Source organism: Streptomyces sp. NPDC088747, from assembly GCF_044751025.1.
GTDB lineage: Bacteria > Actinomycetota > Actinomycetes > Streptomycetales > Streptomycetaceae > Streptomyces.
Genome location: NZ_JBIVKZ010000025.1, coordinates 113,775 through 139,277, shown reverse-complemented (window position 1 = coordinate 139,277; position 25,503 = coordinate 113,775). Strand labels below are relative to the sequence as shown.

Annotated in this window: 22 protein-coding genes and 1 pseudogene; 4 read left to right on the top strand and 19 right to left on the bottom strand. The window is 72.1% G+C overall.

The genetic code is table 11. The features are described 5' to 3' along the window. Positions 1–109 precede the first annotated feature (109 nt). Positions 110–811: a helix-turn-helix domain-containing protein gene (locus tag ACIP79_RS39860; protein ID WP_401232226.1), complete on the bottom strand. Its 702-nt coding sequence runs from the start codon at positions 809–811 to the stop codon at positions 110–112. 276 nt (positions 812–1,087) lie between these two features. On the opposite strand from ACIP79_RS39860, the gene ACIP79_RS39855 reads away from it, so the two are divergent. Beyond that, entirely contained in the window at positions 1,088–1,867 is a 780-nt protein-coding gene (locus ACIP79_RS39855) for a siderophore-interacting protein (RefSeq protein WP_401232223.1), read from the top strand. A gap of 68 nt (positions 1,868–1,935) precedes the next feature. Here the strand turns inward: ACIP79_RS39855 and ACIP79_RS39850 are convergent, their stop codons facing one another. Then, positions 1,936–4,044, bottom strand: coding sequence for an MMPL family transporter (locus ACIP79_RS39850; protein WP_401232220.1), 2,109 nt, complete (start codon positions 4,042–4,044; stop codon positions 1,936–1,938). An 86-nt stretch (positions 4,045–4,130) separates the two neighbouring features. Here ACIP79_RS39850 and ACIP79_RS39845 point away from each other — a divergent pair, with 86 nt between their 5' ends. Next, positions 4,131–4,610: a MarR family winged helix-turn-helix transcriptional regulator gene (locus tag ACIP79_RS39845; protein WP_401232217.1), complete on the top strand. Its 480-nt coding sequence runs from the start codon at positions 4,131–4,133 to the stop codon at positions 4,608–4,610. A gap of 90 nt (positions 4,611–4,700) precedes the next feature. Here ACIP79_RS39845 and ACIP79_RS39840 read toward each other — a convergent pair whose 3' ends face one another. The 4 genes from ACIP79_RS39840 to ACIP79_RS39825 all read right to left on the bottom strand — a co-directional run bounded on the left by ACIP79_RS39840 (position 4,701) and on the right by ACIP79_RS39825 (position 8,497). Beyond that, complete coding sequence (locus ACIP79_RS39840; RefSeq protein WP_401232214.1) at positions 4,701–6,749, bottom strand: hypothetical protein; 2,049 nt, start codon at positions 6,747–6,749, stop codon at positions 4,701–4,703. A gap of 101 nt (positions 6,750–6,850) precedes the next feature. Continuing rightward, on the bottom strand, positions 6,851–7,027 hold the full coding sequence (locus ACIP79_RS39835; protein ID WP_401232211.1) for an alpha/beta fold hydrolase: 177 nt from the start codon (positions 7,025–7,027) through the stop codon (positions 6,851–6,853). 31 nt (positions 7,028–7,058) lie between these two features. Next, a complete protein-coding gene (locus tag ACIP79_RS39830) occupies positions 7,059–7,607 on the bottom strand; it encodes an anthrone oxygenase family protein (protein ID WP_401232210.1) in 549 nt (182 codons plus the stop codon). A gap of 29 nt (positions 7,608–7,636) precedes the next feature. Continuing rightward, on the bottom strand, positions 7,637–8,497 hold the full coding sequence (locus tag ACIP79_RS39825) for an NAD(P)H-binding protein (RefSeq protein WP_401232207.1): 861 nt from the start codon (positions 8,495–8,497) through the stop codon (positions 7,637–7,639). Between the two features lie 84 nt (positions 8,498–8,581). Between ACIP79_RS39825 and ACIP79_RS39820 the strand changes: the two genes are divergently transcribed. Next, positions 8,582–9,067: a MarR family transcriptional regulator gene (locus ACIP79_RS39820; RefSeq protein ID WP_401232204.1), complete on the top strand. Its 486-nt coding sequence runs from the start codon at positions 8,582–8,584 to the stop codon at positions 9,065–9,067. A gap of 327 nt (positions 9,068–9,394) precedes the next feature. Here the strand turns inward: ACIP79_RS39820 and ACIP79_RS39815 are convergent, their stop codons facing one another. From ACIP79_RS39815 to ACIP79_RS39755, 13 genes and pseudogenes are all read right to left on the bottom strand, one after another. After that, positions 9,395–10,417, bottom strand: a complete 1,023-nt coding sequence (locus ACIP79_RS39815) for a DNA-directed RNA polymerase subunit alpha (protein WP_401232202.1) — start codon at positions 10,415–10,417, stop codon at positions 9,395–9,397. Positions 10,418–10,716: 299 nt separating this feature from the next. Then, positions 10,717–11,712, bottom strand: a complete 996-nt coding sequence (locus tag ACIP79_RS39810; protein WP_401232199.1) for a sugar kinase — start codon at positions 11,710–11,712, stop codon at positions 10,717–10,719. Positions 11,713–12,082: 370 nt separating this feature from the next. Continuing rightward, positions 12,083–12,961 (bottom strand): annotated as a pseudogene (locus ACIP79_RS39805) (SMP-30/gluconolactonase/LRE family protein); the annotation flags it as partial. Further along, on the bottom strand, positions 12,958–13,593 hold the full coding sequence (locus ACIP79_RS39800; protein WP_401232196.1) for a bifunctional 4-hydroxy-2-oxoglutarate aldolase/2-dehydro-3-deoxy-phosphogluconate aldolase: 636 nt from the start codon (positions 13,591–13,593) through the stop codon (positions 12,958–12,960). The gene ACIP79_RS39800 and the pseudogene ACIP79_RS39805, both read right to left, overlap by 4 nt. Before the next feature lie 27 nt (positions 13,594–13,620). Next, on the bottom strand, positions 13,621–14,418 hold the full coding sequence (locus tag ACIP79_RS39795; protein WP_401232193.1) for a hypothetical protein: 798 nt from the start codon (positions 14,416–14,418) through the stop codon (positions 13,621–13,623). Continuing rightward, positions 14,412–15,557: a galactonate dehydratase gene (gene dgoD / locus ACIP79_RS39790; RefSeq protein ID WP_387187655.1), complete on the bottom strand. Its 1,146-nt coding sequence runs from the start codon at positions 15,555–15,557 to the stop codon at positions 14,412–14,414. The genes ACIP79_RS39795 and dgoD overlap by 7 nt, the downstream gene beginning before the upstream one ends. Beyond that, positions 15,554–16,315 (bottom strand): FadR/GntR family transcriptional regulator, encoded by a 762-nt coding sequence (locus ACIP79_RS39785; protein WP_401232189.1) that lies wholly within the window; start codon positions 16,313–16,315, stop codon positions 15,554–15,556. Before ACIP79_RS39785 ends, dgoD begins: the two co-directional genes overlap by 4 nt. A gap of 49 nt (positions 16,316–16,364) precedes the next feature. Further along, positions 16,365–17,123 carry an SDR family NAD(P)-dependent oxidoreductase gene (locus ACIP79_RS39780; RefSeq protein ID WP_401232186.1) on the bottom strand — a complete coding sequence of 253 codons (759 nt, stop codon included), beginning with the start codon at positions 17,121–17,123 and terminating at the stop codon, positions 16,365–16,367. Between the two features lie 56 nt (positions 17,124–17,179). Continuing rightward, on the bottom strand, positions 17,180–19,282 hold the full coding sequence (locus ACIP79_RS39775; RefSeq protein WP_401232183.1) for an alpha-galactosidase: 2,103 nt from the start codon (positions 19,280–19,282) through the stop codon (positions 17,180–17,182). Then, the gene (locus tag ACIP79_RS39770) at positions 19,279–20,190 is read right to left on the bottom strand and encodes a carbohydrate ABC transporter permease (protein ID WP_401232180.1); all 912 of its coding nucleotides are present in this window, start codon (positions 20,188–20,190) and stop codon (positions 19,279–19,281) included. The genes ACIP79_RS39775 and ACIP79_RS39770 overlap by 4 nt, the downstream gene beginning before the upstream one ends. Next, the gene (locus tag ACIP79_RS39765; protein WP_401232177.1) at positions 20,190–21,086 is read right to left on the bottom strand and encodes a carbohydrate ABC transporter permease; all 897 of its coding nucleotides are present in this window, start codon (positions 21,084–21,086) and stop codon (positions 20,190–20,192) included. Before ACIP79_RS39765 ends, ACIP79_RS39770 begins: the two co-directional genes overlap by 1 nt. A 2-nt stretch (positions 21,087–21,088) precedes the next feature. After that, positions 21,089–22,381 (bottom strand): ABC transporter substrate-binding protein, encoded by a 1,293-nt coding sequence (locus tag ACIP79_RS39760; protein WP_401232174.1) that lies wholly within the window; start codon positions 22,379–22,381, stop codon positions 21,089–21,091. 258 nt (positions 22,382–22,639) lie between these two features. Further along, positions 22,640–24,742 carry a glycoside hydrolase family 27 protein gene (locus tag ACIP79_RS39755; protein WP_401232172.1) on the bottom strand — a complete coding sequence of 701 codons (2,103 nt, stop codon included), beginning with the start codon at positions 24,740–24,742 and terminating at the stop codon, positions 22,640–22,642. 245 nt (positions 24,743–24,987) lie between these two features. On the opposite strand from ACIP79_RS39755, the gene ACIP79_RS39750 reads away from it, so the two are divergent. After that, positions 24,988–25,503, top strand: coding sequence for a GNAT family N-acetyltransferase (locus ACIP79_RS39750; RefSeq protein WP_401232169.1), 516 nt, complete (start codon positions 24,988–24,990; stop codon positions 25,501–25,503).

Here is a 25,503-nt window from a genome sequence, read left to right as displayed (position 1 = left end):
GGGGGCCGACCCACGCCAGAGCGCGAGCGACCGTTCCACCCGGTTGGTAGTGCTCGCCGACGACAACTGTGGACCGCACCGTTGGCGCCACCAACTGGAGAATGGACGTCTAATGCCGGAAAGCCGCCAAGTCTGCCTGGTAGCGGCCCGGGGTCTGACCGACGACGGTGGTGAAGGCGTCGATGAAGCTCGACGGGTTGGACCACCCGCACTCGGTCGCGGTATCGGTGACGGACATGCCGTTGGTGAGATGGGCCAGGGCGTGATGGATGCGCAGCGTGGTCCGCCAACGGTGGAAGCTCATGCCCAGCTCGGTGTGGAACAGCCGGCTCAGGGTGCGCTCGCTCGCCCCCGCGGTCCGTCCCAGCTCGGTCAGCGTCGCGGTCCTGCCGGGGTCGGCGTGCAGCAGATCGGTGACGGCACGCAGCCGGTCGTCGCGCGGTTCGGGCAGGTGCAGGGACTGCTCGGGAGTATCGGTGAGCTCGTCGATCACCACGGCGAGCAGCCTTTCGTAGGCGCCGGGGCGGACCTCCCGCCTGTCGGTCAGCACCAGGAGCGCCTCTCGCAGCAGGGGAGTCACCGCGAACACGCTGGGGTACGCGACGAGGTCGCCGCCCAGTTCGGCCGGGATGACGAAGAGGCGGACATCGGTACTGCCGTAGATGCGATGGGAGTGGTCGAATCCCGGCGGCGTCCACGTCACCCGGTTGAACGGCGCGACCCAGGTCCCGCGCTCGGTCGTGGTGGCCAGGGCGCCGGCAGCCGCGTACACCAACTGGCCCTCGGAGTGGGCGTGGGGCTCAAGTTTCAAGCCGTGCGGAAGCCAGCCCGCACCACGGGGCGTCGTCGCCTCCGGGTCTGACGGGGACGGCGACGGGGAGGAGGCCACGCAAGGGAGCGGGGAAGGGGGAGGCGAGGGATGGCGGGTTTCCGGCATAGCTCGTCAGAATACCGGTGGTGCGGCCTCCGTGGAACGCCAAGGATTGCCGCACGAACGCCGACGTACGGGCGTACACCGCGAGAACCGTTGAGAAGCCGAGGACCGACAGCGATGGCAGCAAGAATCCAACGCCCCCACCACCGGCGCATGTTGGCACTGACCGTCCGGGGCAGCGAACGGATCAGCCCTCACTTCATCTCCGTCACGCTGGGCGGCGAGGATTTCCGGCATCTGGAGCAGTCCGGGTACGACCAGTCGGGCCGCCTCTTCTTCGCCGCTCCTGGTCAGGACGAGGTCGCTCTGCCGAGCGGTGAGAAGTGGATGCTCCAGTACACCCTGCGGTCGGCGAAGAGGCGTCCACAGGTCAGGACGTACTCGATCCGGCGCTTCAGGCCGGAGGTGTCCGCGTTCGACATCGAGGTCTGCGTCCACGAGGAGCGAGCCTCGGACGGGCCCGCCTCTCCCGGCGCCGCCTGGGCGCTGGCGGCCGAGCCCGGTGACAAGGTCGGTTTCCTCGACGAGGGGTACGGCTACGCGCCCACCCCCGGCGCCGGCTGGCAGCTGCTCGTCGGCGACGAGAGCGCGTTGCCGGCGATCCTCGCGATCCTGGAGCGCTCAGCCGACCGGTTGCCCGCCGAGGTCTTCCTCGAAGTCCCTGCCGGTGCGGACGTCCGCCACGACGTCGTCACGCCCGCGGCCACAAGGATCCACTGGCTGCCCCGGAACGATCCCTCGATGAAGCCGGGCACCCTCGCTCTTCGGACCGTACGGGAGGCGCGACTGCGTCCGGGGCCCTTCTACACCTGGACCGCGGGCGAGTCCTCGCTGTCCACCGGCATCCGCAGGCACCTCGTCGGCGAACGCGAGGTCCCCAGGACCGACATCGCCTTCCGCGGCTACTGGAAGCACGGCCGGGCCAGTCTCTGACCCGGCCGCGCGGAGCCATCGGCAGGGGCCCGACCGTCCCCCGGCGAGGAAGTCCCCCGATAAGCGGTCTACTTCGTCGCCGCGTCCACGGACTCGCTCTCCGACTCCGAGTGCCTACGGCCGAGTTCACCGGGCCACCAGACCGCTGGGCCGATGTCCCGCACCAGGGCCGGGACCAGGAGCGAGCGCACCAAGATGGTGTCGAGCAGGACGCCGAAGGCGACGATGAAGGCGATCTGCGCGAGGAAGGCGAGGGGGATGACGATCAGGGCCGCGAAGGTGGCGGCCAGGACCACCCCGGCGGAGGTGATCACCCCTCCGGTGGCGATCAGCCCGCGCAGCACGCCCTGGCGCGTACCGAGTCGCGAAGTCTCCTCGCGCACCCGTGACATGAGGAAGATGTTGTAGTCGACGCCGAGAGCGACGAGGAACACGAACCCGTACAGCGGCACCGAGGCGTCCGTCCCGGAGAAGCCGAACCCGTGCTGGAACACCAGGCCCGCGATCCCCAGCGTCGCAAGGTAGTTCAGGGCCACGGTGGCGACCAGGAGCACGGGCAGCAGGAGGCAGCGCAGCAGAACGACGAGGATGGCCAGGATGATCGCGAGCACGACGGGAATGATCAGCTTCCGGTCGTGTTCCGCGGTGCGTTGGGTGTCGTACTGCTGGGCGGAGTAGCCGCCGACCAGCGCGGTCGGGTCGGTCGCGTGCAGCCGGTCGCGCAGTTTCCGCACGGTGTCCTTGGCCGTGTCCGGGGCTGCACTGAGGATGGCGTCGATACGCACCCGGCCGTCCACCACCAGCGGCGCTCCGCCGGGCCGGCCCGACTCGGTCACGGCCTGCGCCTGCGCCACTCCCTCCGTCGCGGACGCGGTGCCCGTGACCGCCGTACGCCGGTCCGCGTCGGCGATGATCACGACCGGCTGGCCGGATCCGCCGGGGAAGTGCTTGCCGAGGGTCTCCTGTGCCGCGACGGACGGGGCGTCGTTGACGAACAGTTCGTCCAGGGGTACGCCCTTCGACTCCAGCGCGGGGAAGAACGCCGCCCCTGCCACGAGCAGGGCGACGGTGACCATCCACAGCTGCCGGGGGCGCGTGTCCACCCAGTGGGCGACCCGCCGCCAGGTTCCGTGGCCGCCCGTCTCCGCGTCGGCCGAACGGGGCTTGGCGGGCCAGAAGGCCACCCTGCCCATGAGGGCCAGCACCGCGGGAAGGAACGTCAGCGTCGTCAGCACCGCGCACACGATGCCGATCGCTCCGACAGGGCCCAGCGCCCGGTTGTTGGTCAGGTCGCTGAGCAGCAGTGCGAGGAGTCCGAGGGCCACGGTCGCGGCACTGGCGGTGATCGCGCCGAAGGATCCGCGCAGCGCGGCCCGAGCCGCGTGGAACCGGTCGCCGCTGTGGGCGAGTTCCTCGCGGAAGCGGGCTGTCAGCAGCAGGGCGTAGTCGGTGGCGGCGCCGATCACGAGGATGGACAGGATGCCCTGCACCTGACCGTCCACGCGCACGATGTCGTGGTCGGCCAGCACGTAGACGATGGCGCAGGCGATGCCGAGTGCGAAGACGGCGCTGATGATGATCGTGAAGGGGAGCAGGACACTGCGGTAGACCAGCAGCAGGATGAGCAGCACGGCTGCCAGAGCCACCCCGAGCAGGATTCCGTCGATGCCCGCGAACGCGTCGCCGAGGTCGCCCTGGGTGGCGGCGGGACCGGCGAGTTGGACGCGCGCGCCGGGCACGTCACCCGCGGCCTGTTCCAGTTCGTCCAGCACCTCGCCGAGCCGGTCTCCCAGATCCGGGCTCAGGGGGACCACGCCTTCGAGCGCGGCTCCGTCCCGCGAACGCAGTGCCGGCGACGGTTCGCCCACCACTCCCCCGACGGCGGCGAGCTTCTCCAGAACCCCGGTGGCGGCGTCCTGTTGGGCCGTCGAGATCTCACCACCGTCGTCGGCGGTCCAGACGATGACGGCGGGCAGGGTCTCCCGCTGGTTGAAGGCCTTCTGCTCCTCGATGACCTGAGTGGACTCGGCGTTCCGTGGCAGGAAGGCGGCCTGGTCGTTGGTGGACACCTCTCCGAGCTTCCCGGCGTAGGAGCCGAACGCGCCGCCGAGGCCGAGCCAGACGATGACGAGAGCCAGGGGGACCAGCCATCGGACCGGTCGGCGCACGCTGTTCATTCGCTTCCCATCGGAGGAGGGCGGGGAAAGCAAATGTATCTCAAGGGCGAAGTATCTCAACCATTGAGAGATATTATCCTTGTCTCATGCAGCCCACCAGTTCGGAGAGCCGCGAAGGCCCCGCCAGCGACCTCCAGGCCTACGCTGTCCTGCTGCGTACGCTGAACAGCGAGTTCAACCGGATCGCTCACTCGTTTGCCCAGGCTCACGAGTTGCACGCCACGGACGTCCACGCGCTGGCCGCCATCCTGGACGCCTCGGTGAACGACGGCGAGCCGATGACGCCCTCTCGTCTCAGGGAGCGGCTGGATCTCACCTCGGGGGCCGTCACGGCATGCCTGGACAGGCTGGAGCGCGCCGGCCACATCAGCCGCACCCGCGAGAGTGCCGACCGCCGGGTCGTCCACCTCTCCTACAACTCGGGCGCCCGTGCGCTCGCCCGTGAGTACTTCAGCCCGCTGGCGCGCAGCACCGAGGCCGCGCGGCAGAAGTTCACCCCCGAGCAGCTGGAGACGATCGCGGACTTCCTCCGCACCCTCAACGGTGAGCTGACCAACGAACGCTGAGTCAGAGCCCGCCGGAGGCAAGCGAACGCCGGACCGGCGCCCGTCGGAGACCGACGGGCGCCGCTGCCTGCCAGGTGCATGCCCCTCACCTCATCGAGGGGCCTGCACCTCGGCGCCCTCGGGGAGCCGTCCGACGACCTTCGCCGCGGTGTCCGCGGGGGCTCGGACGGCGAGGAAACGCCCGGCGGCCGCCGCGCGCAGCGGGCCCGACGCCTCGACCCGGCCGACGGACCGGCTGCCTGCGGCCAGCAGGTACGAGGTCCCGGACGGGGCCCGCCAGTCGACGCCGGCCAGCACGTCCTGGCCGAAACGGCTGCACTCGGCGGTGTTCTCGCGGACCCCGGCCGGGCGGCCGGGGCCGGAGTCCGGTCCGAGGAACAGATACTCCACACGTCCCGGACCGCGCCAGGTGTCGGCCCGTGCGCACACCCAGGTGGCCTGTCCGGCCCGCTCGGGCAGGTCCTGCTGGGCGAACACCCAGTGATTCACGGCGCGTACGCCCTGGCCGCGAAGTCCCTCCAGACGGCAGGCGGTTCGCGCCCAGCCCCGCAGGGCGTCCGGGCCGGTGGCCTCCCTGGGCGGACGTGGACGCGTTCCTGGCTCCGGCGGAGGCATGTAGGTCAGGTGCACGGGTGACATGCCGCCCAGGTCGGTGAGCAGGAACGCGTGGTCCTCGACGATGCGCGACGACGACCTCAACTGCACGACGGGCCAGGCGCGGCAGTCACCGTCCGCCGGCGGCACCGGGAGGGGTTCGGTGAGGCCGCTGTCCGAGCGGGCCACTTCGCCGGCCGGGGTGTCGGGTGCCAGCAGGTCCCGGGTCGCCGCCTCGGCGATCCACGGCGCCAGCAGCAGTCGTACGGACTCCGGAGTGCGGGAGACGACGACCGCGGCGGCGGTCGTCACGTCGGCGCCGTCGGTGAGGTCGGACAGCAACTCGGGTACGCCGTCGCCGTGCAGCGGCTCGCTGTAGCGCACGGTGGTCAGGTCGTCGTGGAGGACGACGACCGCGCGTCCGTCGATGTCGTCGGCGAACAGCAGCCGCGGCGCCCGGCCGGTACCGGTGGACGCCGCGCCCGGTTCCGCCAGCCGGCGCCCCTGCCAGTCCGGGTCGGCCCAGGCGCGCAGAGCGCGCTCAAGCAGCGCGCGGTCCCCGGTCCGGCCGCCTCGGGCGGGCCAGGCCGTGAAGTCGACGCGCGCCGTGTCCGCCCAGGCGTCGGCGGGGGTACGGCGCAACAGCGCGGCGTTCGTCGCCTCCGGCTGCTCACGGTGCCGAACGCTCTCGGCGGGGTGGCCGGCGCCGTCCGGGAGGGAGACGGCGGTGATCCCGACGAAGGCGGCGAGCAGCACGACGATCACGGTGGAGCGCGTCCGGTGCCGGCGGCGGAGCAGGTCGGTCGGCCGGGCGTGCAACAGGCAGGGGTCGAACTCCGGGGCGAGCAGGGCACCGGCGTCCGCGCCCCCGGCCGCCGCCGGGGAGCGGGATGCTGTCGCCGCGGTCTCCCCCTCCGCCGCGCCTTCGCCTTCGCCGGTCGCCGGGTTGCGGGGAAGGGGGACACCGCGGGCGGCGAGCCGTTTCCCGTCCCGGAGTGCCTCGCCGGGCTCGGGCACTCCGGCGTCCCGCAGGACCCGGGTCGCCTCGTCGATGGACAGTTCGTCGAGCACGAGCAGCGCGACGGCCGCCCGCACCGGCCAGTCGGCCTCCGCGAGGGCTCGGTCGAGGACCAGTTCCTCGGTGCCTCCGGACTGTGGGAAGACCCGCAGTCCCCAGACCGTGGGCAGCGTCGGACGCCGCGCCCACGGCCCCCACGGTCGTGGCACCCGCAGGGGCCGCGCGTCCTGGGCGAGGGCCGCCCTCAGTACGCGCGCCCGCAGAGCCTCGTACTCGTCCGAGGCCTCCGTCCGCGCGTCGGGCGCTCGGCGCCGGCCCGGTATGACCAGCCTGCGGCGGGGCAGCGCACGCTGCACGACACCGTGGGCGGCGAGGACCCGCCGATGGCGCCCCAGGCTGCGGGGAAGGGTGACGTAAACCAGACGGACCAACCGCGCGTAGTGCTCCATGAGCGCGGCTTCCGCGCGCTCCACATCGAGCACGCGCGGCTCGCTGTCCTCCGGGATTGTCGGCCGACGCACGAACATGATCGCTTCGCTCTTTCGGGGGTACGAGGGAGATCTGTTAGTACGGTCAAACGAGTGATCTTCCCTGCCGTCACCCCGGTCGTGCGAACCGCGCTCCAGATTCAGTTCGGTTCAGGACCGGGTTCGCCGCCCACCGGCTCCCGCGTCGTGAACTCCCGGATGAGGCGCGCGAGTCCGGCCGGCTGGTCGAGGGGTAGGAAGGTGTAGTTGTCCGGGATCTCCACCAGCCGTCCACGGGGCAGGAGTTGGGCGAGGCGTCGGCCGTGCTCGGGCGGCATCACACGGTCCGCGCAGGGTCAGCCGTCGGCCTCAAGTCCGTTGACGCAGCGCGGACTCCTCGGGCGGCGTGGTGTTCGCGCGGTGCGGCGTCGTCCGGCGGGTGCCGTGCGGGGTTGCCGTCGCGTCGGCGATCAGGGCTCCGAACGCGAGCACGGCCGCGGCTGTCCGTACGCCGTGGGCGATCTGCCAGTGATCCCGCACGGTCACCCAGTCGGCGGGCGGCGCCTGCGCGTTCCAGTCGAGCTGGTCGGCGTTGATGGGCAGGTTGACGACGAGCGTCAGGACGAGGACCCCGACCAGCAGGACGAGTGCTGTCAGCGTCGACCAGCGGGGCCTTCTCCTCGCCCTGTAGGTGAGGGCGAGGAGCGACGCCGTGGCGATGAGCGCCGGGAGAAGGGTGACGGCCGCGAGCCTGTCCAGCGAATCGAGTTCGACGTGCCGGACCTGGGTGTACGTGTGACGGTCGAAGCTTCGCAGGGACAGTTCGAGGACGAGTACGGCGACGAGAAAGCCCGCGAAGACGCCGGAGAAGAGCAGGCCGGCCCACCGCGCGATCCTGGCAACGGGGGTGTCCAGCACGTCCGTTCCTTCCTGTGGTGGCCGAGAGGTCATGACCCGGCCGGGCTCGCGAAGGCCGCGGCGTTGTCGGCGGCCCACACGGCGAAGGTGAGTGCGGGGCGGCCCAGGAGTCGTTCAACGGTGTCGGTGGTCGGGCCGGGAGTCTTCGCGTAGTCGGCCAGGGAACCGAGGAGCCGGTCGGGGATGTCCTCGGCCAGGCCCTGGGCGAGCATGGCCCGGCGGACCTGTTCGGGCGCGAGTTCCTGGAAGGACAGGTCCCGGTCCACGACTTCACCGATCAGGCGCACCTTGTCCCGTTGACTGAGCGACTGCGGTCCGGTGAGCAGATGGGCCCGTTCCGCGTGCCCGGCGTCCTCGGAACGCAGCAGGGACTGTACGGCCACCTCCGCGATGTCGCGCTGATGGATCGGGGAGGTCGCCGCGTCCCCGTAGGCGCCGCGCACCACGCCGGCAGCACGGATCTGCGGGGCCCAGGCCAGCGCGTTGGCGGCGAAGTCGGCGCACCGCAGGAACGTCCGGTCCAGGCCGGAACGGCTGACGGCCTCCTCGACCGCTCTGAACTCGTCGGCGAACCGCCGGTGCCCCGCGGGGTGTTCGACGGTCGCGGCCGACAGCACCACCACCCGCCGGGCGCCCCGAGCCGCGGCCAGCGACAACAACGGGGCGGCGGCCCCACCGACGGCTCGCGGGCTGAGCAGCACCGCCTCGGCACCGTCCGGCCATGCCGTCAGGGTGTCCGGACGGGACGGATCTCCCCTGACGATCCGCGCGCCGTCCGGCAGGTCCGCGGCCGGGTCACGGGTGACCGCCGCCACCTCCTCGCCGGCGTCCAGCAACAGGCTCACCGCTTCGCGCCCGACACTTCCGGTCGCTCCGATCACCACGAACATGCCGATGCCCTCCCTCCGGCACCCGATTATTCAGGTGCCGTAATATACGAGAACCGTAGCATATTAGTTTGAGAGGCGTACATTATGGTTTCCGAAGCATCTGGGGACGAGACTCGCCGCCGACGGCGTGCCACCACCGAGGTCAAGCAGGGGCTGCGCGAGCTGGGTGCCGAGCTGACGCTGCTCAACCGGCAGGTCGGCAGCCGCCTCGGCCTCAAGGACATCGACCTGGACTGCCTCGACCTCATCAACACCCACGGTCCGCTGAGCCCGACGGCGCTGGCACGACGAGCCGGGCTGCACGCCGCCACGACGACCGGGGTTCTGGACCGGCTCGAACGCGCGGGCTGGGTGGCCCGCGACCGCGACCCGGCGGACCGCCGGGCTTCCCTGGTCCGGGCGCTGCGCGACCGCAACGCCGAACTGCTCGAACTCTTCGCCGGAATGAACTCCTCGGTGGAGCAGATCTGCGCCGACTACGACGACGCCGAACTCGAACGGCTCGCCGGCTTCCTCCGCCGCACCGCGGACGCCGGGCGTAACGCGGCGGAGGGCCTGGCCGGCAAGTGACGGCCGCCGCACGGCAGCCGCGGCCCCGGCGCGTCCGAACGGTGCCCGGCCGCCGCTGTCACGAGGGGGTCACGGCACACACCGTCGAGGGTCGGACATGCGCGCGCCCGCCGAACGCCCCACGGTCAGCGGGGCGTTCGGCGGGCGGAAGGTAACCGCACCGGGTGTCCGACGGAGCGCGCGGTACGCGGGGTCCTGGGCCGTGACCGGCCGTGGACCATCGCCGCACCGCGCACTGTGGTCACCCGGTTGTCAGGAACGCCGGTCGAGCGCGGCCGGGGCTCCTGGCCTGAACGGACGCCCCCTCGGGGAGAGGGGGCGCGACGCTCAGTACTGCTCGGTCTCCACGAAACCCGCGTCCACGTCGTCGTCGGCGCCGAAGGCGTCGGCGGCGGCGGTCGGGTCGAATCCGGGCGGGCTGTCCTTGAGGCCCAGACCCATGCCGGCCAGCTTCGCCTTGACCTCGTCGATGGACTTCGCACCGAAGTTGCGAATGTCGAGGAGGTCGGCCTCGGAACGGGCGACGAGCTCGCCCACGGAGTGGACGCCCTCACGCTTGAGGCAGTTGTAGGAGCGGACGGTGAGCTCCAGCTCCTCGATCGGCATCACCAGGTCGGCGGCGAGGGCGGCGTCCGTCGGGGACGGGCCCATGTCGATGCCCTCGGCGTCGATGTTGAGCTCACGCGCCAGACCGAACAGCTCGACCAGGGTCTTGCCGGCCGACGCCATGGCGTCGCGGGGACGCATGGCCTGCTTGGTCTCGACGTCGACGATCAGCTTGTCGAAGTCGGTGCGCTGCTCGACACGGGTCGCCTCGACCTTGTAGGTCACCTTCAGGACCGGCGAGTAGATCGAGTCGACCGGGATGCGCCCGATCTCCTGACCCACCTGCTTGTTCTGAACGGCGGAGACGTAGCCGCGACCGCGCTCGACGGTCAGCTCCATCTCCAGCTTGCCCTTGCCGTTGAGGGTGGCGAGGACCAGGTCGGGGTTGTGCACCTCGACACCGGCCGGGGGCGCGATGTCGGCGGCGGTGACCAGACCCGGGCCCTGCTTGCGCAGGTACATCACCACGGGCTCGTCGTGCTCCGAGGAGACGACGAGCTGCTTGATGTTGAGGATGAGGTCGGTGACGTCCTCCTTGACGCCCGGCACGGTGGTGAACTCATGCAGGACACCGTCGACCCGGATGCTGGTGACAGCAGCGCCGGGGATCGAGGAGAGGAGCGTACGGCGGAGAGAGTTACCGAGGGTGTACCCGAATCCCGGCTCCAGCGGCTCGATCACGAACCGGGAACGGAACTCGTCGACGACCTCTTCGGTCAACGAGGGACGCTGAGCAATCAGCACGAGGTGTTGCCTCCAGTGGTTTGGCGCCCGCTATGTGACGCCGTAGACACCACGAAGGGTACGGGGGATACGGGCAAGCGTTGGCTCCGTCGAGGCCGAACTGCCCCTCATGTCCCGACTCCGCCCGTCTTAGTGACGCTCGACTGGCCGAGCTTTTGCCGAAATCACGCGTGCCGGCGGGCCCTGGCCATGGCGGATGCCGGACTTTTTGCGGCGGACGTCACAGCTCCCGTTCACTCTGTCCGTCACGGCACGTCACTCCACGGGAGGAATCATCGGGACGGCCGCTGACGCCGGATTCAGTCGATCACGGCGGCCCGCCAGATCTCCTCGTCGGCGTCCAGGAGCCTCGCGGCGAGGGCGGGTTCGGGCAGCGGGCCGTGGTCGGCGGCGACCCGCAGCGCCGAGGCCGCGGTCAGGTGGCCCAGCCGCAGGGCACGGTCCACGGGCAGCGCCCGCAGCAGGCCGCTCAGGAATCCGGCCGCGAAGGCGTCACCGGCGCCGACCGGTTCGGCGACGCGTACCGACAGGGCGGGCACGCTGGTGGCGACGGCCCCGGCGAAAGCGGTGGCCTCGACGAAGGCGGTGGCCTCGCGCTCCCCGTCCTTCACGACGAGGACACGCGGGCCCGGCAGCAGATCGCGGACCTGCCGTGCGTCGGTGATGCCGTCCCCCCACAGGGCCTGTGCCTCGTCGAGGCCGACGAGGACCACGTCGGCCCGGTCCGCGAGCGGTCGCAGGACCTCGGCGGCCGAGCGGCCGGTCCAGAGGGCGGGGCGGTGGTTGACGTCGAAGCTGACGGGCCACGGGCGGTCGGGGCGCAGCGCGTGTTCGACGAGGGCGTGGCAGCCGGGCGACAGGGCGGGGGTGATGCCGCTGAGGTGGACGAGCGCGGCATCCGCGAACGCCGGGTCGTCCAGGACATCGGGGGTGAGCGCCGAGGCGGCGGATCCCGCACGGTGGTAGCGGACCCGGGTGCCGTGCGCGCCGGGGTCCTTGAGCAGCAGTCCGGTGGGGCGTTCGGGGTCGGTACGCACCCCGCTGACATCGACGCCGCCCGCGACGATCCGGGAGCGGACCCGGCGCCCGAAGGGATCGTCGCCGACCGCGGAGACCCAGCGGGCCGGGATGCCGTGGTCGGCGAGATAGAGGGCGACGTTCGACTCGGCGCCCGCGATGTCAACGCGCAGCAGGTCGGCGTCGTCCAGCGGTCCGAGGGGGTCGGGAGCGAGGGCGGCCATGCTCTCGCCGACGCAGACGACGGGGCCAGGGCGCAGTGGCCGGTGGGTGCTCATGGTGGGCTTCCTAGCGATTGCCGGCGTGGTCCGCCGAGTCCGGGGCGGCGGAGTCCGCGGGGCGGGTCGGGGCGGCGGACTCCGCAGAGCGGGTCGAGGCGGCGGAGCCCGCCGGTTGGCACAGGGCGGTGGACTCCGCAGAGCGGTTCGGAGCCGCGGACTCCGCAGGGCGATACAGGGTGGCGGAGCCCGCCGGTTGGCACAGGGCGGTGGACTCCGCAGAGCGGTTCGGAGCCGCGGACTCCGCAGGGCGATACAGGGTGGCGGAGTCCGCCGGTTGGCACAGGGCGGCGGAGTCCGCAGGGCGGTTCGGAGCCGCGGAGTCGGCCGGGCGGTACGGGGCGGTGGAGTCCGCAGGGCGGTTCGGAGCGGCGGAGTCCGCCGGTCGGTACGGGGCGGCCGGGGCGCCGGGGACGGCCACTCGGACCGCGAAGACGGCACCGTCGAGAGGTCCCGGGGCGGCCAGGCCGAGGTGTGCGCTGGTGACGAGGAGCGTGCGGCCGTCGGAGCCGCCGAGGCAGAGTCCCGCGGGCTGTTCGGCGGGCAGTTCGACGATCCGGTCGAGGCTGCCGTCGGGACGGTAGCGGTGGACCTGCCCGGCGCCCCAGACGGCGGTCCACACGCAGCCTTCGAGGTCGGTGGTCAGTTCGTCCGGGCTGCCGGAGCCGAAGGTGACGAAGGGTTCGGGGGTGCCCGGATCGCCGCTCGCGGGGTCGACGGGGTAGCGGAGGATGACACCCCGGGCGCTGTCGGCGAGGTACATGATCGTGCCGTCGGCGCTGAAGGCCGGGCCGTTGGGGATCGTGACGTCGCGCAGAACCCGGGTGAGGCGGCCGTCGCCGTCCAGGCGGTACAGAGAACCCGCGTCCTCGGTGGCCTCGTACGCCATGCTGCCCGCCCAGAAGCGGCCCTGCGGGTCGGCGGCGCCGTCGTTCATCCGCGTCGGCACGGGTGCGTCGTCCTCGGGGCGCGCGATCCAGTCGACGTGCCCGGCGGGGTCGATGCGGCAGATGCCGGTGCCCGCCGCCGCGATCCAGTGGCCGGGCCGGCCCCGCACCGGCGCCACGGCGCCCAGCGGGCAGGGCAGGCCGGTGATCGCGGCGAGCGGCTTGTCGGGGGCGTCGGGGGCGTCGGGTACGGCGAGCAGCCGGCCGGTGAGGATGTCGGTCAGCACGGCGCGGCCGTCGGTCCAGCGGATTCCCTCGCCCAGTTCGAGTCGGTCGGTCGCCAGTACCGCGGGGGCGGTCACGGGCGGGCCTGTGCGCGTACGACGTGCAGGAAGGCGCGGGCGCGCTCGCGCAGGGCGGTGAGGTCGCCGCCCGCGGCGGCGTCGCCGATCAGGGGCGAGCCGACACCGACGGCGACGGCTCCTTCCCGCAGGTGGTCGGCGGCGGCCGTGGCGTCCACTCCCCCGACGGGCACGAAGGGCAGGTCGGGGAAGGGTCCGCGCAGGTCCCGCAGATAGCGGGGTCCCCCGGCGCTGCCCGCCGGGAAGAGCTTGAGGGCGTCGGCGCCGAGCCGGTGTGCCTGAAGCACGTCGGTGGGCGTCATCACTCCGGCGAGCACGGGGAGTCCGAGCTCGCGTCCGGTGGTGATGCCGTCGCTGACCGCCGGGGTGACGAGGAATGACGCTCCGGCCCGCTGGGCGGCGCGGGCGTCGTCGGGGCCGAGCACGGTTCCGGCGCCGAGGGGGGCGTCGGGGCCGAGCGCGGCGCGGGCCCGCGCGATGACGTCGAGCGCGTCGCGCCCGGAGAGCGAGACCTCGATGAGGGTGACGCCTTCTTCGGCGAGGGTGAGCACGGTGGTGAGCGCGGCGGCCGGGTCGCTGCCGCGGACGATCGCCAGCAGTCGGTGTGCGCGCAGCGCGGCGAGCAGGTCCATGGGATGTCCCTTCCGGCGGTGGGGAGTTCAGGGGTTGCGGGTCGCGGTGACGGTGAGCCGCCAGGCGACCTCGCCGGTGCGCGGTACGACGGCCGTGTCGCCCTCGTGCGCGGCGGCTCGGTCGAAGACGCGGCCGAGCATCGGCTCGACTCCGACCGAGCGGTACGGCGTGCCCTCGGGGAAGCCGCCGAGGTTGCGCCAGAGGGCGACCGCGACCGGCTGCCCTTCGGCCTCGACGGAGAGGTGCAGCGAGTCGGCGCCGTCGTGCACGGACACCCGGGGGGTGAGGACGACCGCTCCGACGGCGCTTCCGTCGTCCGGGCCGAGCCGGTCCAGCGGCACACCGTCCACGCGGGGCCAGTCGCCGGCGGCCCAGCGGTCGCTCCCGTCCGGGTAGAGCCGGGTCACCGCCGGTTCGGTGACGCCGATCCGGGCGGCCGGGGTGAGGTCCAGGAGGGCGTGGGCGGCCCACACGAACCGGTAGCCGGGCTCGGCGGCGAGCAGGTAGTCGACGACGAGCGCGTCCCCTCGCTCGCCGGTACGCCGGGTCAGCCGGAAGTCGGGGCATTCGACGAGGTCCGTCGCCCCCGCCCGGCGCCAGGGCCGCGACCAGGCGTCCCCGTGGTCGGGCAGCCCGCGGACGGTGGGCACGCACTCCTCCAGGCCGCCCGCGTCGGCGAACGGGTCGCCGGGCCGGACCGTACGGCGGCGGGGCTCGTCGCGGTGCCACAGCCATTCCCGGCCGCCCGCGGTCAGCGAGGTCCAGCGTCCGCCGTGGTCCAGGTCGGTGGTGGCGCGGACGGGCAGCCGCGTGGTGCTCACCATTCGGCGAAGGAGCCGTCGGGGTGCCGCCAGAGAGGGTTGCGCCAGACGTGCCCGGACCGGTCGGCGGCGCGCACCGCGTCCTCGTCGACGTCGACGCCGAGTCCGGGCGCCGAGGTGCGGTGGGCCTGCCCGTCGGTGAAACGGAAGGGCTCGGTGTCGACCAGGTAGGACAGCAGGTCGGCGTCCCTGTTGTAGTGGATGCCCCGGCTCTGTTCCTGGATCAGGAAGTTGGGCGTGGCGAAGGCGACCTGGAGGCTGGCCGCCAGCGCGATGGGGCCGAGCGGGCAGTGCGGCGCCAGATGGGCCCCGAAGGTCTCGGCCAGGGAGGCGATCCGGGTGACCTCCGATATCCCGCCGGCGTGCGACAGGTCCGGCTGCGCCACGGCGACGCCCGCGGTCAGCACGGGGAGGAAGTCGGCCCGCCCGTAGAGCCGTTCGCCGGTGGCCAGTGGCACGGAGGAGGCGGCGACCAGGCCGGGCAGCAGGTGTGCCTGCTCGGGCAGGACGGGTTCCTCGACGAACAGCGGGTGCAGCGGGGCTATCTCGTGGAGCACGCGCCGTGCGTTGGCGGCGCTGAAGCGGCCGTGGAAGTCGACGGCGACATCACGGTGCGGGCCCAGGGCCTCGCGGGCGATCGCCACCCGCTCGACGACGGCGGCCGTGTCGGCGGGGCTGCCGATCGGCGGGGTGCGCCCGGCGCCGTTCATCTTGACGGCGGTGAAGCCGGCCTCGACCTGGGCGGTGATCTCCTCCTTGAGCCGCCCGGGTTCGTCGCCGCCGACCCAGGCGTACACCCGGACGGTGTCGCGGACCGGGCCGCCGAGCAGGGTGTGCACCGGTACGCCGAGGGCGCGGCCCGCGATGTCCCACAGGGCCTGGTCGATGCCGGCGACGGCGCTGGAGAGGACCGGGCCGCCGCGGTAGAAGCCGCCCTTGGTGAGCACCTGCCAGTGGTCCTGGATGCGCAGCGGGTCCCGGCCCACCAGGTACTCCGCCAGCACCTCGACGGCCGACCTGACCACCTCGGCCCGGCCCTCCACCACCGGTTCGCCCCAGCCGACGACACCGTCGTCGGTCTCGACGCGACAGAACAGCCAGCGGGGCGGGACGAGGAAGGTCTCGACGCGCGCGATCTTCACTGTGCCTGGCCGTCCTTGTCCTCGGCGGAGCCGTTCGCGCCCTCGGGAACGGCCGGGCCGCCGAGCTTGTCGAGGTCGCGCGTCGCCTGGTCGAGCAGGGCGCGCATGGCGGATTCCGCGGCGTCCGGGTCCCGGTCGCGCACGGCGTCCAGGACGGCGCGGTGGCTGGGGACCGGGTCCTCGCTGTGCGGGGCGCTGTGCACGAGCTGGTCGCGCTGGGCCAGGCCCGACTCGATGACCATCTCCATGCGTTCCAGCAGTTCGTTGTGGGTGGCCGCGAGCAGCGCCCGGTGGAAGTCGAGGTCGGCCTCGACGGCGTGGCTCGCGCCGCCTTCCTCGCCCATGGCCGTCAGGGCCGCCTCCAGTGCCTCGATGTCGGCGTCGGTGCGGCGCGCGGCTGCCAGCCGTACGGCGGCGGGTTCGATGATGCCGCGGACCTCGCCGAGGTTGCGGAGCAGTGCGGGGTCGGCGCCGGTGCCGTTGCTCTCGGAGAACTGCCAGCGCAGGACGTCGGCGTCGAGCAGGTTCCAGTCGGAGCGGGGCCGTACGAAGGTGCCGCGCTTCTGCCGGGCGTCCACCATGCCCTTGGCCGCCAGCACCTTGAGGGATTCGCGCAGGGCGGTGAGGCTGACGTCCAGCTCGCTCTGCAGGGCCGCCATGTCGAGCGTCGCTCCCTCGGGGATCTCGCCGCTGAGCACCCGGCGGGCGAGGGTCTCCACGGTCTGGCCGTGTACTCCCCGGCGCGCGTATGGCGTCATCTGTTTGCCTTTCTTGCTGGTCGGTCGGTGGCTGGAGCGGTCGGTGCGGTCAGGCGGAGGCCTTGGTGACGCTCCAGCCGCCGTCCACGAGGAGGCTCGATCCGGTGATGTAGGAGGCTTCGTCGGCGGCGAGGAAGGCGACGGCGGCGGCGACCTCCTCGGGGGTCCCGAAGCGGCGGGCCGCGGTCTCGGCGACGCTGCTCTCGCGGTCGGCCTGCGGGACCCGGTCCCAGGCGGGGGTCCGGATGGGCCCCGGCAGCACGGCGTTGACGCGGACGTCGGGGCCGTACTCCACGGCGAGCTGGCCGCACAGCGACAGCAGCGCGCCCTTGCTCGCGGCGTACGCCGGGTGGCCGGGGATCCCCCGGTGGGCGTGGACCGAGGAGACGAGCACCACGGCTCCCCGCTGTTCGCGCAGGTCGGGCAGGGTCGCCCTGACGCCCAGGAAGGCGCCGGTGAGGTTGACGGAGAGCTGTCGTTCCCAGGAGGCGAGGCTGGTCTCGTGGGCCGGGGCGACCGCCACCGTGTAGGCGTTGCTGACGAGTACGCCCACGGGCCCGAAGCCGTGGGCGGCGGTGATCACCCGCCGCCAGTCGTCCTCGCTCGCGACGTCCGCGGCGACGAAGAGGGCGCGGGCCCCGTCCTTGCGCAGCCGTTCGGCGGTCTCCTCGCCGCGTTCGGCGGCGATGTCGACCAGGACGACGGCCGCGCCCTCCGCGGCGAGGCGTGCCGCGGTGGCCGCGCCGATGCCCGACGCGGCGCCGGTGACGACGGCGACGCGGTTGGTGAAGCGGGCGGCTGGGTTCATGGGGTGGATCGTCTCCTGTCCGGGAGGGAGTGGGGTGCCAGATTCTTTCGCTGCCGTCACTGCCGGGCCAGTACGGTCAGCTCGGCGTCGTGTCCGGCGGTCCAGGCGAACGGCAGTCCGGAGTGGAGCAGGTACGCGCCGCTGTAGCGGGTGCCGGTGACGGTGTCCGTGTAGTGGCTGCCCGGTGCCAGGCCTCGCAGCCGCAGCCGGGCGGCCCCGCCGGGCAGCAGGGGCGCGCCGTCGAGCGGGCCGGTGTTCCAGGCCGTCACCACCAGGCGGGCGCCGCCGTGTTCCTCGTACTGGATCCCGCAGGTCGGGTCGGCGGGGCTGCCGAGCAGGCTCACCTCGCCGTGGTGGACGACGTCGCGGATCTCCTTGTAGCGGGCGATCCAGTCGGCGGCCTCGGTGCGCTGCCGTGGTGTCCAGTGGCGGATGTCGGCGCCGATGCCGAGGACTCCGGCGATGGAGTTGACGAAGCGGAAGGCGAGGGAGCGGGGGCGCGGGTCGAAGACGCCGGGGGCGTCGGTGACCCAGGAGCTCATGGTGTGCGGGGCGTGCGCGTGGAGGTAGCCGTACTGGATACGCAGCCGGTCCATGGGCGCGGTGTTGTCGCTGGGCCACATCACGTCGGTGCGGGCGAGGGTGGCGTGCTCGACGCGGGCGCCGCCGCCCGCGCAGCCCTCGACGGTGACGTGTGGGTGGGCGGCGCGCAGGTGGTCCAGGACGCGGAGGTAGCCGGCGACGTGGGCGGCGTCGAGGTCCTGCCGCTCGGGGTCCTCGTCCGAGGGGCGGCCTCGCTCGGTCGGAGGGCGGTTCATGTCCCACTTGAGGTAGCTGACGGCGTGGTCGCCGAGCAGCCGGTCGAGGGTGCCGATCACGAAGTCCTGTACGTCCTCGCGGCCCAGGTCGAGCAGGAGTTGGTTGCGTACGAGGGTCGCGGGCCGGCCGTCGATCCGGTACACCCACTCGGGGTGCTCGGCGTAGAGCCTGGAACGGGGGCTGACGCCCTCGGGCTCCACCCACAGGCCGAAGTCCATGCCCAGCGCGCGGACGCTGTCGACGAACTCGTCGAATCCGTCCGGGAATTCGGCCGGGTCGGGCTCCCAGTCGCCGAGGCCGCCGGTGTCGTCGTGACGGCCGGTGAACCAGCCGTCGTCGACGACGAAGAGTTCGGCGCCGAGCTCCGCGGCGGTCCTGGCGAGCTCCAGCTGCGCGGCCGCGTCGACGTCGAAGCCGGTGGCTTCCCAGGAGTTGTAGAGCACCTTGCGGGGGCGGTCCGTCCGCCCGGCGGTGAGCCGCCGTTCGTAGCGGTGCCAGACGCGGGCCAGGCCGTCGAGTCCATCGGGGCTGAACGCGCAGGCCAGCCGCGGGGTGACGAGGGTGGCGCCGGGGGCGAGGCGGACCGCGCCCTCGTGGGGCACGCGGCCCGCGCGCACCCGTACGGATCCCCCGGGTTCGGCGTCGGCGGTGATGCGCCAGTTGCCGGACCACTCCAGGGCGACGCCGTACGTGGGGGTGGCGCCCTCGGCGGGGGCCGCGGCGTCCTGGATCGCGAGCCAGGGGTGGTACGCGTGCCCGGCCGAGCCCTGGGTGCTCTCCATCTCGAAGCGCCCGCGGTCCAGTTCGAGTTCCTTGAGCTGGAACTCCTGGGACCACTGGCCGGCCAGGTACGTCAGCCGGGCGCCGCCCTGGACGGGCACGTTGACGGTGGCGGAGTCGAAACGCTCCAGGCGTACCTCGGCCTGACCGGTGCAGGTGAGCTCCGTCCAGCGCAGGACGACGTCCGTGCCGGGCACCGTCTCGTAGTGGAGCGCCGTACGCAGCCCGAGGACGTCGTCGGCGAACTCCAGGCGCAGCGCCCGGTCGCCGTCCGGCGTGGCGCCGGTGAAGTGCCACCAGGTGCCGCGGTCGCCACCGGGGCGGGAGGCGATCAGGTCGGCACCCGTGAACGGCCGTAGTCCGTAAGGGATGTACTCGGCCGGGGCGGCGTCGGCGGGGGTGATGAAGTGGGTGCGCCGCGACCGGTCCATGGGCGAGGGGCCGTCCTCGACGCCGTGCGGCCCCCATGCGGCGAGTTCGGCCCAACGGCCGTCGCCGCCGAGGGTGACGGCGTAGGTCGTGGTGTCGGTGCACAGCAACCACCGTTCGTCCGTGGTCACTTGACGGCTCCGAGGTTGAGTCCGGCCACGAAGTGGCGCTGGAAGCGGAGGAACACGGCCACCGTCGGGGCGGCGGCGATCACCGAGCCGGCCGCGATGACGTTCCACATGGACACGTACTGGCCCTGGAGTCCGATGAGGGAGGCGGTGATGGGCATCTGGGTGTCGGTGCGCAGCACCGTGATGGCCCACAGCAGGTCGTTGAAGATCCAGGTGAACGACAGGGCGGTGAGCGCGGCCAGGGCCGGGCGGGCCAGTGGCAGGATGATCCGCCAGTAGATCTGCCACGGGCTCGCGCCGTCGATGACGGCGGCCTGTTGGATCTCGCCGGGGATCGAGCGCATGAAGCCGTGCAGGACGAAGACGTAGAAGCCGACGCCGAAGCCGACCTGCACGCCGATCAGGGCGTACAACTGGTCGTAGATGCCGAGCACTTCGCTGAGTTTGGAGACCGGGATCAGCAGGATCTGCGGGGGCAGCAGGTTGCCGCCGAGCATGAGGAGCAGCAGGACGCGCCGGAACGGCAGGTCGTAGCGGCTGAGCGCGAAGGCGGCCATGGAGGCGAGGCCGAGCGAGAGCAGCACGGTGGGGACGGTGACCAGCATGCTGTTGATGAGGGCGCGCTGCTGGCCGCCGTCCACCCAGGCCTGGCGGAAGCCGTCGAAGGTGAAGGAGTGCGGCCAACTGCCGACGCCGTGCGCGGCGATGTCGTCGAACGTCCGGGTGCTGGTGACAAGGACCAGGACGATCGGCAGCAGCCACAGCGCGGACAGCAGGCTCGCGGAGAGGTGGAAGCCCGCGGTGCGCAGGGCGCGGCCCCGGACGAGGCGGCGTCGGGGAGTCTGCGACTGGGCGGCGCCGGCTCCCAGGTCCTTGGCGACGCGCTCGGCGGCGTGAGTGGCGGTCATCAGTCGGCCTCCCGGAAGGCGCGCACGAGGTAGCTCGCGATGACGCCGAAGGCCAGCACGAAGATGACGACGGCGAGCGCGGAGCCGTATCCCAGGCGCAGGGACTGGAACGCGGTGGAGTACATGTAGGTGCTCAGCAGTTCGGAGGAGTGGTACGGGCCGCCGCGGGTGAGCGCCCACACGACGTCGAAGGAGCGCAGCGAGTCGATGACGATCACCGACAGGACGACCGCGTTGACGCTGCGCAGCTGCGGCAGGGTGATGTGCCGGAACTGCTGGAGGTGGGTGGCGCCGTCGACCTTCGCCGCCTCGTAAAGCGCGGGGTCGACGCCCTTGAGGCCCGCCAGGTACAGCACCATGACGTAGCCGACCTGGCGCCACAGCGCGGGCACGATGACCGCGTAGAAGGCGGTGTCCTGGTCGGCGAGCCAGGCGTGCTTCCAGCCGCCGAGGCCGATGCCCTCCAGCACGTTGTTGATCAGGCCGTCCGGCTGGTACATGGCCTGCCACACGAGTGCGGTGGCGACCAGGGAGAAGACCACGGGGAGGAAGAGCGCGGCCCGGTAGAACGCGATGCCGCGCCGCTCCTGCTGGAGCAGCAGCGCGGCGCCGAGCCCGAGGAGGGCGGAGAGCCCGCCGAAGAGCAGCAGCCACAGCACCGTGTTGAGCGCGGCGGTGCGGAAGACCTCGTCGTGCACCATCTCGCTGAAGTTGCCGAGGCCGACGAACTTCGGGGCTGTCAGGCCGTCCCAGGAGGTCAGGGAGAGGTAGAAGCCCTGGAGGGCCGGCCAGAAGACCCAGAACGCCTCGACGAGCAGCGGGACGAGGACGAAGGCCAGGACCACCGGGGGCACCCGGGTGGCCCTGGACCTTCGTGTGGAGACGGGCAGAGCCATGGTCACTGGCTCCAGATCTTCTGCGCGCCGCGCTGCCAGGTGGTGAGGATGGAGCCGATCTCCTTGGGTTTGGCCAGGTAGTGCACGAGCGCCGTGTCCGCGGTGGGCTGGAGCGCGTCGCTGGAGTCCCGGTTGAAGAACTGTGTGACGTCGGTGGCGCTCTCGATGAGCTTGCGGCCCTTGAGGACCAGCGGGGTGCCGGCGTCCTTGGCGTCCGGGTGCGTGGGCAGCGCGGTGCCGGAGGAGTTCTTGAGGTACAGCTCCTGAGCCTCGGCGGAGGCCAGGTAGCGCAGCAACTCCTTCACCCCGTCGACGCGCTTGGTGCGGGCGCTGGCGAAGTAGCCGTCGGTGGGCGCCTCTTCGGCCACCGGGACCTTCGGGTCGATGATCGGGAACTGGAAGAAGTCGAGGTCGTCCAGGGCGTCCTTGGGGGCGGCGTCGGCGAAGAAGGTACCGATGAGCATCATGCCGGTGCGGCCCTGGAGGAGGGCTGTGGTGGCGTCCTGGAAGGGGATCGCCGTGCCGTCGGGGTCGAAGTACGGCCGGGCCTGGTCCCAGGTGTCGAACACCTTGCGGACCTCGGGGTCGTCGAAGCGGTGCTTGCCCGCGAGGAGTTCGCGGTGGTAACCGGCGCCGTTGACACGGATGTTGAGATAGTCGAACCAGGCCGAGGCCACCCAGGGCGTGTCGCCGCCGGCGCCGAGACCGATCGGGTCGATGCCCTTGCTCTTGAGCTTGTCGCACAGGTCGAGGAACTCGTCCCAGGTCCTGGGCTCCCGCACGCCCCACTTGGCGAAGTTGGACTTGCGGTAGAACATGCCCCACCAGTAATAACTGGTCGGCACGAAGATCTTCCTGCCGCTGGAGGCCGAGGTGCACAGCTTCTTCAGCGCGTCGGAGTAGCCGGCCAGTTCGGGCTTGCCCCAGATGTCGTCGAGGTCGAGCAGCAGGTCCTTCCTGGCGTACGACTCGGCCACCGAGCCGGGGTACCAGGTGTAGGCGTCCGGCGGGTTGGCCGACGTCAGGTAGGTCGGCAGCTGGGTGCGGAAGGTCTCGGACGCGACGGTGTTGAGCCGCGCGTCGACTCCCCCGCGCTTGCCGAACGCCGCGACGATCTCCCGCATCCCGGCCTTGGCCTGGGGCGAGGAGAGGTTGGACTGCAGGGTCACCGGGCCGCCGGACTCGCCCCCGGAGGCGGAGGGGGTCTGGGTGACGCAGCCGCTGAGCAGCGCGCCGGCGCCGGCCGCGCCTGCCCCTACGAGGAATCTGCGGCGGGTGGGGTTGAAGGCGGTCATCTGTGCACTCCCTATGTGCCCACGGAACGGAGCTGAGGTCCCCTGACGGCCCGGCTCCGGATGCGGCAGACGCAGCCTGTCGCGGAGGTCCGGGCGTCGTCAAGATTAATTACTAATTTATTTCTCGATGGGTGTGCTTCCAGGTCGAACAGGGCCCGGAAGCACACCCCTTGATGCCGTGCGGTATTTGGCGATACGAGTCAGAGCCCCGTTTGTCGGAGCCCCGCCCGTCGGAGTCTCCCGTCGGAGTCCCGCCCGTCAGAGCGCCGTCTGATGGACCCGCCCGTCCACGCCACGGAAGGCGGCCAGCACGCCGCCGTCCGGCCCGGCGACGGCACCGAGCGCGCCGTCGAAGGCCCCGCTGACGAAGTCGCTCTCCTTGCTCCAGCCGGCCCAGCCGCCGGACGCGGTCCAACTCCGTGTCCAGAGCGTGTAATCCCCGGCCCGCGCGTACAGGTGCACGGTGTCACCGGAGGCCACCAGCGTGGGGCTGCCGCTGACCGTGCCACCCAGGGCGGCCCAGTCCGACCAGATGCCGGAGGTGTCGCGGGAGCGCCACCAGACAGCGTCATCGGCGGTGCGCACGGCCACGTGCAGCCGCCCGGCGTCGTCCACGACGGCCGACGGGCGCCCGTAGAACGCCCGGTCCTGCGGCGCGCCGAGCGAGGTCCAGCCGGTCGACGGGCCACGGGAGGTGACGGTGCCGTCCGCACCACGGGCGAACAGCGTCCAGTCGTCCGGACCCGAGAACGCCACGGTCGGCGCGTCCGTCAGGGTGCCGCCGAGGCTCTGCCAGCGCCCCCAGTGGCCGTTCGCGTACACCCGCCGGTAGGCGGTGTCGTCGGTGCCCCGGACGAAGACGTCGATCCTGCCGCCGGCGGACGCGTGGGCGGCGGGCTGGCCGAGGACGCGGCCGTGCGTCGGGCCGCCCAGATCCGTGGTCCGGGAGTCGGACCAGTCGCCGTCGCGCGCGGTCCGCGCACGCAGCGCGCCGTCCGTCCCGCGGGTGAAGGCGATGAGGCTGTCACCGTCGCGAACCAGCGCCGGGCTCGCGGAGGAACGGCCCGGAAGCAGTGTGCCCGGGGCCTCGTCGGTGCCGGTCAGCTTGAGGAAGGCCGTGCCGTGCGCGGGAACGCGCACCGTGTACGAGCCGGTGAAGGTGCCGCGCCAGGTGCGGGCACGCAGGTCGCGGACAGCGACCCGGCCGCTCAGACCCGCGTCCGCGAAGGTCACTTCACGGTCCTGCGCCTGGTCGGAACGGTTGAGCAGGACCACCGCCCGCCTGCCCGCGCCCGCCAGCACCTTGCTGTAGACGTCACCCACCTGGTCGGACGCGACGCGGGCGCCCTGGATGCCCAGCGGATCCTGGTCGACGGCGATGATCTCGGGGTTGCGCAGGGTGTCGATCATCGACTGCGGCAGTTTCCGCGGGTCGCTGCCGATCACCAGCGGCGAGGCCATCTCGGCCCACATCACGAACTGCGTGGTGGACTCCTCCTCCGTCAACTCGTAGCCGCCCTCGGCGAGTTCGCGCATCGGGATGAGGTAGTCGGGGTCGTTCCAGTGTCCGGGGCCCTGAGCCTCGGGGTGCCAGGCGTTGGCATCCATGTTGCGCAGGATGTTCGGCCACTCCCCCGCGGTCGGGGTGCCCCAGGCGATGTCCGTGCCGGTGCGCCAGGAGTCGGCCGTGGTGGGCCCGTAGACGAAGGAGTTGTGCGCGTCCTGCTCCGGGGTGTGCGGCACACCCCAGTCGTCGGTGAGCGGGTTGCACAGGTTGAGCAGCATCTTCCGCCCGGACTTGGCGACGGCGTCGCTGAACTCCTTGAAGGCCGGGCCGGGTTCGAGCCCGGCGCCGATGCCGCAGAGGAAGTCGACCTTGATCGCGTCGATCTTCCACCCGGCGAACTGCCGGGCGTCGTCCTCGTAGTGGCCCCGACTGCCGAGGCCGCACGACTTGCCGCCGTCGTACTCCCCCGCGTCGGTGTAGATACCGGCCTTGAGACCGCGCTTGTGCAGGTAGGTCACCAACGCGGGGATTCCGGAGGGGAAACGCGTGGGGTTGGCGACGAGCCGGCCCGTTGCCGCGTCGCGCGGCTGGTCGGCCTGCCAGCCGCCGTCCAGCCAGACGATGTCGTAGCCGCTGTCGCGCAGCCCGCTGCTGACGAGGTGGTCGGCGACCTTCCTGACCTCGCCCTCCGTCGGGGCACCGAGCCCGTAGTAGGTGTTCCATCCCATGTACGGCGTGGCGGCGAGGCCGCTGTCGTAGTACCGCGGCGCGCCCTGGTCGTCCCCGGCGTGCGCCGCCGGAACAGCCGACCCGACCAGCACCACGGCACCGAACGCCGTCGCGGTCCGCCGCATTCGCGCCGTCCCAGCACGATGTGAAGCCACAGAAGTCTCCCGAGAGTTGGGGTGCTCTGGGCACCTCGCTCCGGTCGTACCGGGCGCCGGTGCCACGGCGGAAACTGTGGTCGGGGCCCTTGAGGCTGTCAATATTAATTGCTAATTAACTTAAAAACGGGATCGCGCAATGACATCCGGGCGCTCCCTCCCGGCGCGCCGTAATCCCTTTGCGCCCCCGCCGCTCCGACGTCCAGACTGTGCCGGTGCTCATCCGACGCGAAGCCCCTGACGACATTCCCGCCGTACGCGCCGTCACCGCGGCCGCGTTCGCCAAGCAGGGGGTCGCGGTCCCCATCGAGGTACCGCTGCTGGACGAACTACGCGACTGCGAGGGCTGGTTGCCGCCGTTGTCCCTCGTGGCGACACGGGAGGGGCACGGGATCGTCGGGCACGTCGTCTGCACCCGTGGGCACATCGACGGCGCCCCGGTCGTGGGGCTCGGTCCGCTGAGCGTGCACCCCGACCACCAGCGGCGCGGCGTCGGGCTGGCGCTCGTCCACACCGTGCTGGGCGCGGCGGACGCGCTCGGCGAGCCGCTGGTCGCACTGCTCGGCAGCCCCGCGTACTACGGCCGTTACGGCTTCCGCCCCAGCACGGAGTACGGCATCACCCCTCCGGACCCCGCCTACGGCGACTACTTCCAGGTACGGACCCTTTCGGCGTACGAGCCCACGCTGCGCGGCACCTTCGCGTACGCCACGCCCTTCGACGACCTCTAG

What these genes read in the sequence shown, in the direction of transcription:
- ACIP79_RS39855 (WP_401232223.1), top strand. Translation starts at nt 1,088, where the DNA reads ATGTTGGCACTGACCGTCCGGGGCAGCGAACGGATCAGCCCTCACTTC.
- ACIP79_RS39850 (WP_401232220.1), bottom strand. Translation starts at nt 4,044, where the DNA reads ATGAACAGCGTGCGCCGACCGGTCCGATGGCTGGTCCCCCTGGCTCTC.
- ACIP79_RS39845 (WP_401232217.1), top strand. Translation starts at nt 4,131, where the DNA reads ATGCAGCCCACCAGTTCGGAGAGCCGCGAAGGCCCCGCCAGCGACCTC.
- ACIP79_RS39840 (WP_401232214.1), bottom strand. Translation starts at nt 6,749, where the DNA reads ATGTTCGTGCGTCGGCCGACAATCCCGGAGGACAGCGAGCCGCGCGTG.
- ACIP79_RS39835 (WP_401232211.1), bottom strand. Translation starts at nt 7,027, where the DNA reads ATGCCGCCCGAGCACGGCCGACGCCTCGCCCAACTCCTGCCCCGTGGA.
- ACIP79_RS39825 (WP_401232207.1), bottom strand. Translation starts at nt 8,497, where the DNA reads ATGTTCGTGGTGATCGGAGCGACCGGAAGTGTCGGGCGCGAAGCGGTG.
- ACIP79_RS39820 (WP_401232204.1), top strand. Translation starts at nt 8,582, where the DNA reads ATGGTTTCCGAAGCATCTGGGGACGAGACTCGCCGCCGACGGCGTGCC.
- ACIP79_RS39810 (WP_401232199.1), bottom strand. Translation starts at nt 11,712, where the DNA reads ATGAGCACCCACCGGCCACTGCGCCCTGGCCCCGTCGTCTGCGTCGGC.
- ACIP79_RS39800 (WP_401232196.1), bottom strand. Translation starts at nt 13,593, where the DNA reads ATGGACCTGCTCGCCGCGCTGCGCGCACACCGACTGCTGGCGATCGTC.
- ACIP79_RS39795 (WP_401232193.1), bottom strand. Translation starts at nt 14,418, where the DNA reads ATGGTGAGCACCACGCGGCTGCCCGTCCGCGCCACCACCGACCTGGAC.
- ACIP79_RS39785 (WP_401232189.1), bottom strand. Translation starts at nt 16,315, where the DNA reads ATGACGCCATACGCGCGCCGGGGAGTACACGGCCAGACCGTGGAGACC.
- ACIP79_RS39780 (WP_401232186.1), bottom strand. Translation starts at nt 17,123, where the DNA reads ATGAACCCAGCCGCCCGCTTCACCAACCGCGTCGCCGTCGTCACCGGC.
- ACIP79_RS39770 (WP_401232180.1), bottom strand. Translation starts at nt 20,190, where the DNA reads ATGACCGCCACTCACGCCGCCGAGCGCGTCGCCAAGGACCTGGGAGCC.
- ACIP79_RS39765 (WP_401232177.1), bottom strand. Translation starts at nt 21,086, where the DNA reads ATGGCTCTGCCCGTCTCCACACGAAGGTCCAGGGCCACCCGGGTGCCC.
- ACIP79_RS39760 (WP_401232174.1), bottom strand. Translation starts at nt 22,381, where the DNA reads ATGACCGCCTTCAACCCCACCCGCCGCAGATTCCTCGTAGGGGCAGGC.
- ACIP79_RS39755 (WP_401232172.1), bottom strand. Translation starts at nt 24,742, where the DNA reads ATGCGGCGGACCGCGACGGCGTTCGGTGCCGTGGTGCTGGTCGGGTCG.